This is a genomic window from Acetobacter garciniae (assembly GCF_017377735.1).
Classification (GTDB): domain Bacteria; phylum Pseudomonadota; class Alphaproteobacteria; order Acetobacterales; family Acetobacteraceae; genus Acetobacter; species Acetobacter garciniae.
Genome location: NZ_JAFVMH010000001.1, coordinates 67,641 through 83,477, shown reverse-complemented (window position 1 = coordinate 83,477; position 15,837 = coordinate 67,641). Strand labels below are relative to the sequence as shown.

The window sequence follows — 15,837 nt, the reverse complement described above, 5'->3', positions numbered from 1 at the left end:
ATCAGGCGGGAATTTATGCACGATATCTGGCAGTACGGAACACTGAGCGCCTGCCGCACAAGGACCACGCCCGGACCCTGCCCCCTTCGCTGTGGCGAAGGCATGCGGGCGGTGGCAGAGTGCCATGGCCGGGCCGGACCCCGGCATGGACTTGTCCTGCGCGATCACGGGAGAACACCGGCGGTTCATGGTTAACGCGATTCGCCTTCCCGCCGCGTCCCGGCGGGAACCCCGCCTGATACCCACCCCCGACCCGTTCGGGGCCGATCCGTCGCGCGCGGGCGGCCCCCTGCGCGATGCACCCGAGGGTGCGGAAAACGGCGGCCGGAACCGGCTGTTCCCGTCCCTGCCCGTGCCCAAGGTGCCAGGGCGTTCGGTGCGCGGCACCGCAACCCCGCTTATCCGCAAGGAACTTTACGCCGATTCCACGCTGGGCCCCGTCATTACCGCGTCGCTGCTGGCCCACGCGCTGCTGCTGGGGGCGCTGATCTACAAGGCATCGACCCACGCCAAGGCGGGCACACCCAGCACCAACCAGAACGCGCCGGTGGAAATGGTCTTCGCCCAGCCCGACGCATCCAGCGGCATGGTGGGCCAGCCCTCCCCCGATGCTGGTGGCGGCAACGAGGCCAAGCAACCGTCCGAGGCCAGCAACACCCCGCCCGCCCCGGCAGAGGCCCAGCAGGGCCCCACCCAGTCGACCGAAACACCGCCCGCGGCCCCGCCCTTGCCGCAATCCGACGACGGTATTCCCAAGCCCGAGCAGAACGAGCAGCGTATCAGCCCTTCCCGCCCGGTGACCGGCCACAGGACAACGCCCGAACACCCCGCGCGGCCAGCACCGCACCCCAGGCCCACACCCAGCCCCAGCCATCACGCGCCTTCGCCCTTCGACAACCCGATGGACCTGTCCTTCGATGAAGCGCCGGCCCCCCGCCGCCAGCGCCGGGGCCGGGCCGGCGGGTCGCGCGCGCCGCTTGACCTGTCCATTGGCCCGCTGGTGGAAAACGGAGCGCTGAACGCGCATTATTCTTCCCGCACGACGGTGCATGGCGTCAGCAGCGATTACGCGGCCGATATCGATTCCTGGATCCAGCGCCACCTGTTCTACCCGCCCGACGCCGCCCAGCGGGGTGAGGAAGGCGCGTCTTCGGTGCATGTCATCCTCGACCGCGACGGGCATGTGTTCAAGGTGTTCGAAACCAATTCTTCCGGTTCGGTCGAACTCGACGCATCGACCATGGGCATGTTCCAGGGCGCGCAGCTGCCCCCCGTGCCGCCGGACATGAAGGACCAGTTCATCAATTTCGATGTCACGATCAATTACATCCTGGTCCGCAACTGATCGCGCCCCTGCGCGTTAACGAAGGCTTGGGCGCTCGGCCCCGCTGGCACCTGGGGCACCCCCTTCGCGCGGTCTGTCGATTCCGCCGCCCCTGCTCTTCACAAAAAACTGAGGCTACGGAAAAGCGCAATGCGGTCTATTGTACGCTGGGATAGTTCTAAGTGATCTGAACGCAACAGATCCAAGCCATGAGGGCCCGCCGTAATGTCGCATACCAAGCACTCCTCGCCACCGCTGGGGGTTCCCACCATCCGCGTCGTGGCCATGCCCACCGATACCAACCCGGCGGGAGACGTGTTCGGCGGATGGATCATGTCACAGATGGACCTTGCAGCCGGAACCACGGCCGCATTCCGCGCCAATGGCCGGTGCGTGACCGTTGCCATCAACAGCCTGGTCTTTCTCGAACCCGTGGTGGTGGGGGACGAGGTCAGCATCTACACCAATATCGTGCGTTCGGGCCGCACGTCGCTGACCATCCATGTCGAAACCTGGCGGCGGGCGCGGCATACGCATATCACCTCCAAGGTGACGGAAGGCGAGTTCATTTTTGTCGCCCTGGATGAAGAACGCCGCCCGCGTGAACTGCCGCCGCCGCAGCCCGGCGACAGCCTGCCCGCGCCTGTAAGCGAAAAGACCCTGTAACCAGCCCGTACCCTGCCCCTGCTCGCGCATACTCCCGGCCCCCCTGTTCTGGCTCACCTGCCCAGGGGACGATGCGACAGCCCCAATCGCCTGTCAGCCCTGCAGTATGGAGGCAGAGGCAGGCTTTAAGCACCTGCGGGGCCACGTGCTGCCTTGCCCCGCCCCCGTGCCAGCCACGGCTATGGGCCGCGCCCATACGCCCTATCCGTCGCGCCGGGGCAGCACCCTGCAGGATGGGTTTGGGGTGCGGCAGAAAGGGGGGCAACACCCTTCCCCGCCCCCCTCTGCCTTCCCACATATCTGACATGCCATGGTGCCCGTTCGCGCCTGTTGCGCCTGGGACGGGCGGTTTTGAGAACAGGCGGGGGAACATCGTGCTTGACTCCCATGTTTTTTTGCAGCCCATCATTCCGCCAGCGGAGCAGATGGTCTAAAACGCGCCAGCGTGATCTGGCGTAACGTGCCAGCGGGGGTGTCGCCCGCAGGGTTGGACGGTGGTGGATTATGACACGGACAAGCTGGACAATACGCGCGTAACAGGAGGTCCGGTCTATGAAACACTGGCAGATCGATCAGCTTGCATGGGACCAGTTCGACCCCTCCAAGGTCGATCCCGAACTGGTGCCCGCCATCAAGGCGGCGTCGGTCGTGGAACGCAACGCCGTGGATTACGCGCGCTACCTGAACAACGTGTTCAGCGACGACCCGGATTTTCGCCAGGCGGCGGATCTGTGGGCGGAGGAGGAAGTCCAGCATGGTGATGCGCTGGGCCGCTGGGCCATGCTGGCCGACCCGAAATGGGATTATCACGCTGCTTTCGAACGCTACCGGGACTTCTACCATATCCCGCTGGAGGTCAGCCAATCCGTGCGGGGCTCGCGCACGGGGGAACTGATCGCACGCTGCATGGTCGAGACCGGCACGTCATCCTTTTACTCCGCCCTGGGCGACGCCACGGAAGAGCCCGTGCTCAAGGCGCTGTGCAAGCAGATCGCGGCCGATGAGTTCCGGCATTTCAAGCTGTTCTATGACCATATGCAGCGCTATCTGGGGCGCGAAAACATTGGCGTGTTCCAGCGCCTGCGCATTGCCCTGGGCCGCGTGACCGAAAGCGAGGACGACGAACTGGCCTCCGCCTACCATACCACCAACGAACCGCCCGACCTGCCCTACGACCACAAGCGCTGCATTGCCGCCTACATGGCGCGCGCCATGCGCAACTACCAGCCGCACCATCTGCGCCGGGTTACGGGCATGGTGTTCAAGACCGTGGGGCTCAAGCCGCATACCAGGGTGCAGGATGCGGTATTCTGGCTGTCCAGCAAGCTGTTTTTCAGCCGCCAGCGCCGTTTCGCGCGCATGGCGGGTATCGGCGCGGACAGGGCTTGTCAGCCGCAGGCAACCCGGTAGTCTGCTTTTCTGTCGCAAAAGCAGAAGGACCGACACGCCATGTTCACGCATATCATGGTGGGCAGCAACGACATTGCGCGCTCCCAGAAATTCTACAACGCCATTTTCGAAGCGCTGGATATCGCCCCCTCGGAGGTTCATGCCAATGGTCGGCTGGTCTATGCCCAGCACGGCTCACGCTTTATGGTCGGCAAGCCCATCGACGGCAAGCCCGCGACAGGGGCCAATGGCGGCACGATCGGTTTCGAGGCAAAAAGCCCGGCCATGGCCGATGCCTGGTACAAGGCGGGCGTGGCAAATGGCGGCACCGGCATTGAAAACCCGCCCGGCGTGCGCGAGACCGCGAACGGCCCGCTCTATCTCGCCTATCTGCGCGACCCGGACGGCAACAAGCTGTGCGTGATGTATAAAGAACCCAAATAACTCTTGCACGACGACCGGACAGGGGATGCACCACCCCTGTCCCCACCCATCCTGTTCCCACCACCCTCTCATGCAACGGCCTGTTGCGGGGGCTGGGCGGTTCCCCCGGACGTTGTCAGGCAGGGGGGCAGCAAGCCGCCTGGGTGCGGGTTTTCAGACTTCCTCTTCCACGTCCGCCTGGGCAATCAGGATCGTGTGGTGGTTCAGGCGCGATGCGGCGACATGGCCCAGCGCCACGGCACTGACCGACAGCACGACCGAGAGCACCACCGTCAGCAGGGCGCGGCCCCACGCCCCGATGCGCAGCAGGTCGAGCGTTTGCAGGCTGAAGGACGAAAACGTGGTGTAGCCGCCGCACACCCCCAGCATGACGAACAGGCGCGTGGCTTCCGAAACCGGATACCGGCCGGAGGCGAGCGTCAATGTCCCGAAAAAACCGATCACGAACGAGCCCAGCATGTTCACGCCCACGATCGTGCCCCAGGGCATGTAGCGGCTGAAAGGTGCGGTCGCCACGGACATGGCGTAGCGGCCCAGCGTGCCCAGGGCACCCCCCAGCATGACGATAAGACAGGTATAAAACGACATGGATGACAGCCTTGCAGTGGCACTTGGTGGGTCAGGCACACCACAGGCCTGGCGCGCTGTCCAGCCATAATGACGTGGGTGGCAAGCCCGATTGCCCCGCCACCGGGGCGGTGGATCTGGCACATGGATCATCAGCACACTGCCCTTTATGGAACAAATGCAGAAAGCCGCAAAAAACTGTGAGAGCTTCTACCTTCCACAAAACTATCCACAGGGTTTTCCCGCAATCCGCCCCCGATCCCTGTGGATAATCCTGCCTGAGTAATGGGTGTACAAATAGTAAAAACCCGCAGTATTCCGGGGTTTCTGCCTTTTTTGCCCGCGACGTGCCGAGAATCTTCTTGACCTGGCTGTCCAGCAACGAGTCGGAAGTGCTGCAATTCATCCACAGCCTTCGTGCACGGTTGTGATTTGCCCCAAACCGGGTCACCACAACGGCTATGGGGTATAATAACGCTCACTATAAGAGCACTCGAAAACGCTGGCCGGACTGTATTCGCAGCGGTCGCGACGCTGTTTTACTCGTTGCGATTTTTCGCATCTTCGGGCGCGTCGTCACCCCATTGCCGCCAGCCCCACACCGCCAGCAGCACAAAACCGGCATAAAGGGTGGCGGTGACATATAGGGCGCGTTCGACAAAAAGGGCCGTATAAAGCGCGTCCACCCCGATCCAGAGCAGCCAGCAGGCCCGAAACCGCCGGGCGGTCCAGACCTGGCCCAGAATGCTGTAGGCGCTCAGCATCGCATCGGCCAGGGGCACGGCGTCATCGCTCCACTGGCGCAGGGCCCAGGCCAGCAGCAGCCCGCAAGCCCCGGCCACGGCACCGTCGCGCCACAGCACGAAGGGGGCGGGCCGCACCACCGGCAGGCGCCGGGCAGAGGCATGCCGTCCGCCGCGCCACCAGCACCACAGGCCGTACAGTGCTGTCAGGGCGAACACCACCTGAAGTGCTGTATCGGCATAAAGCCGCGCACGGGCGAACACCACGCCATACAGGCCCGAAGCCACCACGGTCACGACCCAGCCGCTGAGCATGCGCCGGCCCGCCAGCCAGACCCCCAGGGCGCTGGCGATGGCCGCCACCCATTCTGTCAACGACATGGCGGCGTGCCCTGCACCCCGTCTGAGCCGCCCTCCACAGGCTTTTCCTGCGGCGTATTGTGGTTTTCGTTCAAGGGGGCATCAGCCGTGCGGGCCTGCGGCGGAACTGTGCCGGGCTTGTCGGGAAGCCCGTCTGGCCCATGATCTGGAGCTTGTGCCGCCATGTCCGCGGGCCGGGCCAGAATGGTGCCCAGGCGTTCGAGAAGCTGCACGCCATCTGGCCCTGCGAACCACCGCGCATGGCCCAGCAGGTAGTCTGTATAGGCGACCTCGGCCGAGCCCTCGTCCTGCACGAGGGTGCGGAAATAACTGACTTCCGAAAAAGCGAATTCGACATGCACGAGCGGCAGGAAAGCCACGACCTGCGCGCGCTCCACCGGATCGAGCGGCCGCACGGCCTGGTAGCCGGCCATAAAGGCCTCCAACTGCTCCCATGCCACAACGTCGGGGGCAGGCAGGGCCAGCCAGTCCACCATGGCGCGCTCGATCGCCACCGCCAGGTCGAAGGCCGCGCAGCTTCTGTCCGCCATGCCGAAATCCAGCACGCTGCATACGTCTGGCAGAGCACCTGCCGGGGCGTGCCAGAGCAGGTTCGAACCATGCCAGTCCCCATGCCCCCAGGCGGGCCTGACATGGGGCAGAAGGGGGCGCAGGCGAGCGTGCAAAGGGGCCAGGACGGCGTGTGCATCCGCCATCCAGTCATACCCGTTCAGAGCCTGCAGCAGATCGGGCTGGTGGCCCACCCATTGCGCAAGGGCCGCCCCGAAATCCGCCTGCCCTATCACCCGCATGCCCGATACAAGCGGGGCGCCGGCATTGCCGCCGCGCGGGGGTGCCGCATAATCCTGCGCTGCCTTGTGCAGCCGGCCCAGCATGTCCCCCGCAGCCCGGGCCTGCCGGGGGCACAGATAGGGCTTCCAGGACATGACATCGCGGTACAGATCGGCCCCCGGGGCCTTGCTGAAGACCTCATACGTCCAGGGGCCCAGTGCGAGCGCCGTATGGCCGTCGGGCAGGCTCCGGGGCAGGCAGGCCGGAATACCCCGTTCCGCCAGATGCCGCATGAAGGCGTGTTCGGCCTCCAGCACCTCAACATTCCGCAGGCTGGCATGGTGGCGCTTGATGACAAGCCCCTGCCCCGATGCACCACCCCGCGCACCGCCCGATAGGCTGCCTGATACGCTGCCAGATACACTGCCGGGCCCAGCCCCCTGCCCTGCGGCTGCTTCCGGTCCTTCGGGCACCACCATGCAGGCGGCGGAAAACGGGCGCATGCTGTGCCAGGTAATGCTGCCCATGGCCTGGCCCGGCGCATACCGGGCCAGCACGCGGGTGACTTCATCCCGTGTCAGGCAGGGCCAGTCACGCCGGTCCTGCACGCCGTGCACGCCGAACTGGGGCGTCTGCCCGGCTGGCATGTCCGCCGCCGCCGTGCCGTTCGTGGTCTTCGCGTGGCCCGAAGCCGCCCCGCTCACCGCTCAGAACCCGGTGGAGGCTGTAAACATGGTGGCAAAGCCCCCGCCGATATAATAATCGGGGCTTTCCCCCGCGATGATCGTGCCGTTGCGGCCCTGCGTGTCGCGCGCATTCAGGGTGGGGTCCGCCACGCCCGACAGGTAATGCTGGTTGCTGATATTGATGAAATTCAGCCGGAATTCGGGCCGGTGCAGGACCGAGACATCGCCCAGCCGGTAGCCCAGCGCCAGGTTGGCGGTCACGTGGCCGGGTATGCGTTCGTCGTTCATGAAGGTGGCGTATTGGTGGCCGGTATAATGGGCGGTAATCACCCCGAACAGGTGTCCGTCATCGTAGGTCAGCCCGCCGGCCGCCTGCAAGGTGGGGCTGCGCACGGCCCTGCGGCCGCGTGTGGGCAGCCAGTCCCCGCCCGAATACAGGTCATTGTCGATGGTGGCGTGCAGGTATTCGCCCGACAGGTAGGGGCTGAAATGGTGCCACGGCCGCAGCCCCACCTCCACATCCACCCCGCGCGATGTCTGCCCCCCGGCATTGAGTGTGGACTGCACCGGCGCACCGTTGACCATGGCCAGTGTTGCGATCTGGCGGTTGGTGAAATTGTAGTTGAACAGGGTGAGAGTGCCCACCACACGGTCATCCGCGTAGCGATAGCCCAGTTCCTCGGCAATGGAATATTCGTTCTTCAGGCTGGTGGTGCCTTTCTGGATCAAGGCACCGCTGGTGGGGTCGTAGCCATCGTACATAGCGGTTTCGGCGGGGGTGCGGAAATTTGTCGTGGCGTCGAAAAACACCTGATGGTGCGACGTGATCTGAAAGCGTGCGCCAAGGCGCGGCAGGGGCACTGCGGTATTCGTGCTCGTGCGCCATACCGCCCCCGGCACGCCATTGGTGCCCGTGCGCGAGGCCATGACTTCCTTGAAGCCCGCAGTCAGCAGCAGCCGGTCATGCAGGAGCGAAAGCCGGTCCCCCACGAACAGGGCATTGGTCTGGGCTATGGTGTGGTTATCCGCCCCCACAAGCGGCTGGCCGGGGGCCGCGAGAATGGGTGTGCCCCCCCATATGCTGCCCGCCTGGCCGTTCGCCCCGACGGGGGTGAATGTTTCGCGCTCGGCATCGTCGCCGTAATCGTACCAGTAGCCCAGGCTCAGCGTATTGTGGCCGCGCGTCCAGTCCAGTGCCGTGGTAAAGCCCGAACGATAGCTGCGCTGGGTGTAATCAGCCCGGACGGTGGCGTAGTCATCCACAACGACTGGCGCGCTCAGCGTATCCTGCGCGGGAACGGCCCCGTTGAAAAGCCCGCTTACGGGCAGTTGCGTGCCGCCCGGCGCATTGCCGAAAGCGCCCTGCGCGTATGGCGTGGCCCGGAATGTCAGCCCGTGGTCGAAGTGAATCGTGACCGGGGCCCCCATATACAGGGTGCGCTCGGGCTGGCGGGCAAGCCGCCAGTAATCCGTGCCTGCCGCGTCGTTGGTCGGGTCGAACCGGGCGGCCAGGTTGTTGGCGCCATGAATGCCGTCCTGCTGCCAGCTTTCCAGCGTGGCCTGGGGGTAGTAGCTGTCTATGGCCTGGTTCCATGACCCCAGAAGGGCAGCGCTATTGCCCTGCCCCCAGGTTTTTTCCAGCTTGAAGTCCACATGCTGGCGTTCATCCCGCCCGGGGCCGCGCCAGTTATCCGTCTGCGCATGGGAATAGGAGACAAACCCCCGCAGGCCGGTGCGCCCGATCTCCCCGCTTTCAAGCCGCAGGAACTGCCTGTTGGTGTTGTACGACCCGTAGGAGGCATTCACGAAGCCACCCGCCTTGTCCGACGGCGTGCGAAAGCGCAGCTTCATCAACCCGCCAGCAGCATTCAGCACGGGGCTGTCCAGGTCCGGTGCCCCCTGCTGCACGGCTACACTTTCATAATTCTCGCTATCGGCGAACTGGCTGGGATAGCCGGTGTAATAGGCAATGTCGTTCAGCGGCATGCCTTCTAGCACGTAGCCTATGGCATCCCCATTCATGCCACGGATGGAAATATTGGTCTGCGGCGAAAACCCGAACGGATCCGACCCGCTGACATTGGCGCCGGGCATCTGGGCCGCCAGTTCGTACGCGGTGGCGGTGGGGGCCTGCCGGGCAATGAAATCCTGCCCGACGATACTGCTGGCCTGCGGTTCGGAATCGGGCTGGATCATGCCCCCGCCGGGACGGACCTGCACGGAATCACCGTGCACGATCAGCGTCTGCACGCCCGTGGCGCGCACGGGGCCCCCTGCGGAATGGCTCCGTGATTGGCCCTGTAACTGGCCCTTTGACTGGCCCGGCATGGGCGTGGCGTGGGGCACGGCATGCCCGGTTACCGATGCCGCGCCAGATGGCCCCGCCCCCTGCCCGGTCGCAACCCGGGCAGTAGCAGGGCGTGCGGTGGGTGCCGGCATGGCCCCGGGCGTGTGGCTGGCTGGCCCGTCCTGTGCCGCCAGTGCCGCGTGGCCCAGGGTTGTCAGCGATGTGGTGATCAGCGCGATGGCCGACAGCCTGGAACGTGCGGAATTCATGGGCATGTCCTTATAGTGTCAAAACTCCGAACATGACCCGGAGCGGCACGGCTACGCAGGATCGGCGTCGTGCTGGGACGAACCGCCAAGGTTCACGAAGGTCTGGTCCGAGATGGAAACATCCGTCACCAGGGGACGTTGCAAAGCCTCGGTCGTATAGCGCGTAAGCCCGGTGGTCCTGAGCTTGATATCGGCCAGTTCCTCCTTCACGTCGGCCAGGATTTCCAGCAGCGCCTGATGGTCCTGTTCCGCGCGTTCGTTCGCGCCCTTGTTCAGCACCGCACTGCCCACCATCAGCGCGGGCAGGGCCACAAGCTGGATGCAGTTGCTGACATAAAGCAGCGTATCCTGCCACTGGGGGGCCACAAGGGGTGTGAGCGAGAACAGTAAAAAGGCATATACGCACCAGATGCTGCCGAATATCACTGTCATTCTCACAGCGACGCTGTCATTGCACTTGTTGATGATCGACAGCAGGGCAGCCTTGGGGGGATGCTTGATCATGGTCGCTTGTTTCCTCCTCCGCTCCGCGCGTAACATTGGGCCGCATGTAACACAGCGGGCACCATTCACCCATATGTTACACGCCCCACCCCCATCCGCCCAAGTCCGGTCCGTCGCCGCGGCCGGGCGGATGTTCCGCCACCATTCCTGACAGACCCGACAGACCAGCAAGGACCACGCCGTGACCGCAAGCCCCGCCGCCACACCCGTAGCACAGCAGGATCCTGCTGGCCTGCCTGTCTGTGTGGCCGCACTGTACCGTTTCACGCCCTTTGAAAATCCGCAGGCGTTACGCGCCCCCCTGCTGGCCCTGTGCACGGCCCATGGGGTGAAAGGCATCCTGCTGCTGGCCGATGAAGGGCTGAACGGCACCATAGCGGGCGATGACGCGGGTATTCAGGCCGTGCTGGCCCATATTCGCACCCTGCCCGGCTGCACCCGGACAGAGGTCAAATTCTCCCGCGCCGCCACGATCCCGTTCCTGCGCATGAAGGTGCGGCTGAAAAAGGAAATCGTGAGCATGGGGGTGGACGGCATAGACCCCAACCGCAGCGTGGGCACCTATGTGCCGCCGGAAGACTGGAACGCCCTGCTGCGCGACCCCGATACGATCCTGATCGACACCCGCAACGATTATGAAGTGGCGGTCGGCACGTTCGAAGGGGCGCTGGACCCGCGCACAAAAACCTTTCGCGAATTTCCGCAATGGTTCCGCGACAACCGCGAAAAACTGCTGGCCCGGGGGAGCAAGCCCCGCATAGCCATGTTCTGCACCGGCGGCATACGCTGCGAAAAGGCGACTGCTTTCGTCAAGGCGGAAGGGCTGGAGGATGTCTACCACCTGCAAGGCGGAATCCTGAAATACCTTGAAACCGTCGCGCCCGAACAAAGCCTGTGGCGTGGTGAATGTTTCGTGTTCGACCAGCGCGTGACGGTCCGCCACGGTCTGGAACCCGGCACGCTCGAACTGTGCCATGCCTGCCGTGCGCCAGTCAGCGCGCAGGACAAGGCATCACCCCTTTATGAACCGGGTATAAGCTGCCCCGCCTGCCACGACCAGTGGGACGGAACAGGCCGCACCCGCCATGCCGAACGCGAACGCCAGGCCCAACTGGCCGCCCGACGCGGCGAACCCCATCTGGGCGCGGACATGGCAGCGGCGCGGGCACGCAAGCGCCGGCAGCGCGAGGACGAAATCCGCCGCCAGCACGCGCTCAAGCACCACACGAACGCACCGGACGGGCATGCGGAACAGGGCGGGCGCGAGGATGGGCCGCAGGGCTGATTGAGCGCGTGCTACGCAAAAATGGCAGGACCGCAACACCCTCAAAAAACTATAAAAATAGAGTAATATTCAATGATTTATTTACGATATGGGTGCATAATCGGCAGTATTCCGGAACGCTATGAAGGCCGATGATGACTCTCTAAGGCCTGCGGGAGCGTAACACCCGAAAACATGGCATCGTCACAAGACCCGGACCGGACAGAGGAGGCCACCATGCAGCCAGATTTTTCCCTGCGTCAGCCCCCCTTGTCCGCCACTCCGCACGTCTAGTCCGCCCATGCCGGACAGATACAAATCAGACTGCTGCCTGGTCCTGTCAGAGCCGTTTTACGACGACCTGCTGTCCCTTACGGGCAGCTACAGGCAGAATTTCCGCCGCCTGCTCTGCAACATGACCGACAAGGAACTGATGACCATAACCGTGCTGTGCATTACCACCTCACAGCTCCGCGTGCCGGCCGTGCTGCATTTTGCCTCACGCCTGTTCCATCTTGGCAATGCAGCCCTGCCGTTCGATACGGCGTCACGCCTGTGCAAGGATTTTCTTGAAGCATCGGAACACGACCTGGGGTTTACGACCCGGATCACGTTTTCAGAATACCTGCACTATTCCATCCATTACGCACGCGGGGGCGAAAGCTGGCGGGTGGCCTCCATCATTCCCGATATCTATGCCCCCACCACTCCGCTCGGCCGGGTTCTGGGGGCGCATATGGCGCTGGACATCGTGCTGATGAGCCTGTGCCAGGTCAACGCCAAGCGCCTGAACCAGCCTGACTGGCAACGCAAGAAAGTGAACCTGCCCGCTTTGGCGACCGTCATGCGGACCCTGTTCCACAACCAGCTTCTGGTCATGGCCGACGTGTGGGAGGAATTCGAGCGGATCATGGTGATCGCCACCGGTCACGCGCTGGAAAGTATCCGAAAAACCTCACACCCCTGAGACTGCATACGCATGGGCCGAACAGCGGCCCGGTCCATGCGCGTTGCCCGCAGCTTACAACCGTTCGCCCGATTGCTGGGCACCCGGCGATGGGGCTTCGGGGTGGGGGGCACCCTGCCCCTGATTACCCGGGCCACCCGATGGCTGCATGACACCCGGGGACGTGGAATGTTCCACGTCATAGGCTGTGGCCTTCTGTTCGTAGGAGCCCTTGGAGCCGGGATGTTCCTGATCGTACAGCTTGGCCTTGGCACGGGCTTCCTTGCGGTATTCATGCCGCCTGTACATCCCCACCACGCAGCCTGTGGCCGCACCCAGAACAGCGTGGTGGTTGGCCACATGGCCGCCCACGGCCCCTGCGGCGCCGTATTTCAGGCACCCGCCGGGTTCCGCCTGGGCGGTGGCGCCAAGCTGGGCCGCCAGCACGCCCGCCGCACCCATGATTACCAAACGACGTATCATCATCGTGATCTCTTTAAAATTAAGGTGTTTCATACCGTCATGCCCGTTTGGGGCTGGAATGATCCTGCGCCGCGGGTCATGGCTAATTTATGTCAGCACGGGGCGGGGCCGCAATCCATCACTCACCCCTGCCGGGGTCCATGATGCGGGTTTGCAGCCAAGTGCATGGGCTGCCTCAGCCATGCGCCTTGGCCGCCTTTTCGCGCTCGGCCTTGAGAAGGTCCGGCCCCGTCAGCGCCGTGCGGGCACAAACGGCCGCGCGCTGGTCGCGGTTGAGGGTTTTCATGTCGAACAGCCGTTTCCGGCTGATCCGCAGCATGCCCTGCCCGCCCCAGGCATAATCGGCAGCCCGGCGAATATCGCTGCGCTCCGCCAGTTCGCGGCCCAGCGTGCGCACGGTGGTGTCCGTTACCAGCTTGTTATGGTCGCAGTAATACATCAGCCCCGCCACATTGGCCGGGGTTGCATAGTCCACGGTGGGAATGCCGTCATAATCCAGAATGCCGGGGGGCGCGTTGGCCACCGTCATGAAAGGTGGCTCGGCCGGCACCTTGAGAATGTGCCGCCCCGCGGCATGCCCGGCTGCGGGTGCTGGCCCCAACGCGCCTGCGGGTGCGCCCATAGGGCCGCCCATGGGTGCGCCTGCGGGTGCGGCGGTCGGGGCCGCAACGGCTGCGGGTGCGACAGCCAGTACCACGACGGCGCACAAGCCAAGCGCCGCAAAGACAGGACGAAATCCCTGCATAAAACTCTCTTCCCTGCTCAGTTCACAAAGCAGGATACGGACAAACCTCCTTGTCCAGCAAGGGCGCTCTGGTGCAAGGCAGGGCGACCAGACCATGACAGCGCCACCAAAGAGTTATAAAGCAGGGCCAGCAATGCCCCAGCCATACCACCAGCCCCGTCGCCCACCGGAGGGAGAATGACATACCGCATCGCCAGGACGCGCCAGTTCCAGCCACCCCGCCGGCCGGGATGCGGGCCCATGGCCGCAAGCCTGCTGCTGCTGGTCCTGGGCGGCTGCGGGTATAACGAATCCCGCACCGCCCATAAGGGCCAGCTTGCCGTGATCGGCATGAACAGCGAAGATCTTCAGGCCTGTGCCGGAATTCCCGACAAGCGGGAGAAGATCAACGACCGGGTGCAGATCTTCCAGTACACGCGCACCATCAACACGCCATCTTCGAACGATTCCACGCTCTTTCCGCTGCAAACGCTGGTGAACCTGTCCCAGACGACGCTGGGCGGGGCGGGCAAGACATGTGTGGCCTCCATCCGGCTGGTGGACGACCATGTGACCGACATGCATTACAGCGGCGACGATGACCGCATGGTGGGAACGGACGGCGTTTGCGCCACGGTGGTGAAAGGCTGCCTGAACACCCCCGTCAAATCGGCCCACAGGATCGACAGCAACGCCATAGCCGTGTTCGGCCCGGTTTCGGCCTTTTACGCGCCGACCCTCCCCAACACGACGCAACAGCCAGCGGCACCCGTGCCAGTAATCGTGCCCGCCAACACCATGCCGGACACGGCCGACTCCACCCTGCCCGCCCCCACGCCGTTCGGCCAGTCCGGTCCCGCCACTCCCGCAGCCCCGCAGGGTGCAACCGCGCAAGGCGTGGCCGGGGCGCAGAACCCCAGCCAAAATGCGGTCTATGCCGGCCCGAACCTTGCGGATCACACATCGGGTACCAGTTCGCAGGCCGCACCCGCCACACAGCCCGCAGCGGTCGAGACCCCGGCCGTGCCGGCTGCCCCCGCCCAGGCGACAACACCTGCCCCGCAACTGCCTGCCGCGCCGTCCACGCCCGCAGCCTCAGGCGGAACCACCCCGGATGACGGCAATGCCGGCACGGTGCTGACAGAAAACAGCCCCACCGCTGTTCCTTCAGGCATTGTGCGCCAGGCCTCTGCCCAACCGGCCAACCCGGCCCAGGCCACGCCCGGCCCGCAAAACAACGCCGCGGCACAGGCCCAGCCCACGCAGCCCGCAACGACCGTCACGCCCGGCAGCGCTGCGACCACCTGCCAGAATGGCACGGGCCAGGCGGAGCATACGGGCGACGTCATGGGTTCAGCGCTTCAGGCTGCCCTGGCCCAACCGGGGGCATCGCCCAAAAAAGCCGATGTGCCATGCACCAGGTAACTTGACCCCAAAGACCAGAAGAGTAGTGTGATTCTGTCTGATTTGTGATGAAATCCGGTGGAACCTTGCGGGTCATGCATTCGGGACCGGTCCCGAACGATACCGCATGATCAGGGTATCTACCTGCGAGAATACAAAAGGGGTTTTAGGGATGGGTATGTTTCTGTGTATCGCGCTGCTGGGTCTGGACCTGATCGCTTTCTTCCTGGGTGGGCTGACGACTCTGGGCCCGGTGGTTGTGTCCTTCCTGGTGCCGGTTATCGTCATGTCCGGGTATACTCTGGTGCATATCGAAAAAGATCACGGCCCCAGCGTCGCACATCACTGACGCCAGCACGCGTTGGAAATGCAAAAACGCCGGGCTCGATAACGCCCGGCGTTTTTTTATGCCCGATCCGGATAAAAACCCGCTTACCCGCCGTTGGCGATCGCTGCCATGAACATGGACCGCAGCACGGGTTCAAGCACGTAGCGAATGCCGAGCAGCACCACCATGGGGCTGAAATCCATCCCGCCCATGGAGGGCAGAATCTGGCGAACCGGGGCCAGCACCGGTTCGGTCAGGCGTTCGAGGAAAACCCCTATTTTCCACACAAGCTGGTTACGCCCATCCAGAATGCCAAAGGCGTACAGGTTCACAAAAATGCAGGATATCAGGAGAATCCAGCAGTAGATCTCCAGCAGCCGCATCAACACCACAAAAATCAAGAACACGACAAAAACCCTGATCTATCCGGCATGCCACGGCACGCCTGTTTTTAACAACACCCCACTACAATACAGCTTGACAGAAAATTGGTAAGCCCTATACACACCCCACCAAGACAGGCGGGGCTGTAGCTCAGTTGGGAGAGCGCCTCGTTCGCAATGAGGAGGTCAGGGGTTCGATTCCCCTCAGCTCCACCAGCCGCCTGTCTTAAGCTCTTGAAATTCCTGTATTTTTTGACTTCAAGCGCTTTCTTGC

At 63.9% G+C, this 15,837-nt stretch carries 16 protein-coding genes and 1 tRNA gene; 9 read left to right on the top strand and 8 right to left on the bottom strand.

Annotated features, from left to right (window positions below; genetic code table 11):
- Positions 1–187 precede the first annotated feature (187 nt).
- The 4 genes from J2D77_RS00405 (at position 188) to J2D77_RS00390 (ending at position 3,823) form a co-directional block, all read left to right on the top strand.
- A complete protein-coding gene (locus tag J2D77_RS00405; RefSeq protein ID WP_230975376.1) occupies positions 188–1,345 on the top strand; it encodes an energy transducer TonB in 1,158 nt (385 codons plus the stop codon).
- 204 nt (positions 1,346–1,549) lie between these two features.
- Positions 1,550–1,990: an acyl-CoA thioesterase gene (locus J2D77_RS00400; RefSeq protein ID WP_207844016.1), complete on the top strand. Its 441-nt coding sequence runs from the start codon at positions 1,550–1,552 to the stop codon at positions 1,988–1,990.
- 552 nt (positions 1,991–2,542) lie between these two features.
- Positions 2,543–3,400: a ferritin-like domain-containing protein gene (locus J2D77_RS00395; protein WP_207844014.1), complete on the top strand. Its 858-nt coding sequence runs from the start codon at positions 2,543–2,545 to the stop codon at positions 3,398–3,400.
- Positions 3,401–3,439: 39 nt separating this feature from the next.
- Positions 3,440–3,823 carry a VOC family protein gene (locus J2D77_RS00390; RefSeq protein WP_207844012.1) on the top strand — a complete coding sequence of 128 codons (384 nt, stop codon included), beginning with the start codon at positions 3,440–3,442 and terminating at the stop codon, positions 3,821–3,823.
- 153 nt (positions 3,824–3,976) lie between these two features.
- Here the strand turns inward: J2D77_RS00390 and crcB are convergent, their stop codons facing one another.
- From crcB to J2D77_RS00365, 5 genes are all read right to left on the bottom strand, one after another.
- Positions 3,977–4,411: a fluoride efflux transporter CrcB gene (gene crcB, locus J2D77_RS00385; protein WP_207844010.1), complete on the bottom strand. Its 435-nt coding sequence runs from the start codon at positions 4,409–4,411 to the stop codon at positions 3,977–3,979.
- A gap of 518 nt (positions 4,412–4,929) precedes the next feature.
- The gene (gene pnuC, locus J2D77_RS00380; protein ID WP_207844007.1) at positions 4,930–5,514 is read right to left on the bottom strand and encodes a nicotinamide riboside transporter PnuC; all 585 of its coding nucleotides are present in this window, start codon (positions 5,512–5,514) and stop codon (positions 4,930–4,932) included.
- The gene (locus tag J2D77_RS00375) at positions 5,505–6,932 is read right to left on the bottom strand and encodes a phosphotransferase enzyme family protein (RefSeq protein ID WP_207844956.1); all 1,428 of its coding nucleotides are present in this window, start codon (positions 6,930–6,932) and stop codon (positions 5,505–5,507) included. Before J2D77_RS00375 ends, pnuC begins: the two co-directional genes overlap by 10 nt.
- Positions 6,933–6,992: 60 nt before the next feature.
- On the bottom strand, positions 6,993–9,410 hold the full coding sequence (locus J2D77_RS00370) for a TonB-dependent receptor (protein ID WP_207844955.1): 2,418 nt from the start codon (positions 9,408–9,410) through the stop codon (positions 6,993–6,995).
- A 168-nt stretch (positions 9,411–9,578) separates the two neighbouring features.
- The gene (locus tag J2D77_RS00365; RefSeq protein WP_207844005.1) at positions 9,579–10,031 is read right to left on the bottom strand and encodes a hypothetical protein; all 453 of its coding nucleotides are present in this window, start codon (positions 10,029–10,031) and stop codon (positions 9,579–9,581) included.
- 181 nt (positions 10,032–10,212) lie between these two features.
- Here J2D77_RS00365 and trhO point away from each other — a divergent pair, with 181 nt between their 5' ends.
- Both trhO and J2D77_RS00355 read left to right on the top strand, forming a co-directional pair.
- Positions 10,213–11,316 (top strand): oxygen-dependent tRNA uridine(34) hydroxylase TrhO, encoded by a 1,104-nt coding sequence (trhO, locus tag J2D77_RS00360; RefSeq protein ID WP_207844003.1) that lies wholly within the window; start codon positions 10,213–10,215, stop codon positions 11,314–11,316.
- Between the two features lie 280 nt (positions 11,317–11,596).
- Positions 11,597–12,262 carry a hypothetical protein gene (locus J2D77_RS00355; RefSeq protein ID WP_207844002.1) on the top strand — a complete coding sequence of 222 codons (666 nt, stop codon included), beginning with the start codon at positions 11,597–11,599 and terminating at the stop codon, positions 12,260–12,262.
- Positions 12,263–12,316: 54 nt separating this feature from the next.
- Here the strand turns inward: J2D77_RS00355 and J2D77_RS00350 are convergent, their stop codons facing one another.
- Together J2D77_RS00350 and J2D77_RS00345 are read right to left on the bottom strand one after the other, a co-directional pair.
- Positions 12,317–12,784 carry a hypothetical protein gene (locus tag J2D77_RS00350; RefSeq protein WP_407927069.1) on the bottom strand — a complete coding sequence of 156 codons (468 nt, stop codon included), beginning with the start codon at positions 12,782–12,784 and terminating at the stop codon, positions 12,317–12,319.
- Between the two features lie 115 nt (positions 12,785–12,899).
- Positions 12,900–13,469 (bottom strand): hypothetical protein, encoded by a 570-nt coding sequence (locus J2D77_RS00345; protein WP_207844000.1) that lies wholly within the window; start codon positions 13,467–13,469, stop codon positions 12,900–12,902.
- A gap of 177 nt (positions 13,470–13,646) precedes the next feature.
- Here J2D77_RS00345 and J2D77_RS00340 point away from each other — a divergent pair, with 177 nt between their 5' ends.
- Positions 13,647–14,873 carry a hypothetical protein gene (locus J2D77_RS00340; protein ID WP_207843998.1) on the top strand — a complete coding sequence of 409 codons (1,227 nt, stop codon included), beginning with the start codon at positions 13,647–13,649 and terminating at the stop codon, positions 14,871–14,873.
- Positions 14,874–15,024: 151 nt separating this feature from the next.
- Positions 15,025–15,201, top strand: a complete 177-nt coding sequence (locus J2D77_RS00335) for a hypothetical protein (RefSeq protein WP_207843995.1) — start codon at positions 15,025–15,027, stop codon at positions 15,199–15,201.
- Positions 15,202–15,284: 83 nt separating this feature from the next.
- On the opposite strand, the gene J2D77_RS00330 is transcribed toward J2D77_RS00335, so the two are convergent.
- Entirely contained in the window at positions 15,285–15,587 is a 303-nt protein-coding gene (locus J2D77_RS00330; RefSeq protein ID WP_331000032.1) for a YggT family protein, read from the bottom strand.
- Between the two features lie 116 nt (positions 15,588–15,703).
- Between J2D77_RS00330 and J2D77_RS00325 the strand changes: the two genes are divergently transcribed.
- Positions 15,704–15,779: transfer RNA gene (locus J2D77_RS00325), tRNA-Ala, on the top strand.
- The last annotated feature ends 58 nt before the right edge of the window (positions 15,780–15,837 follow it).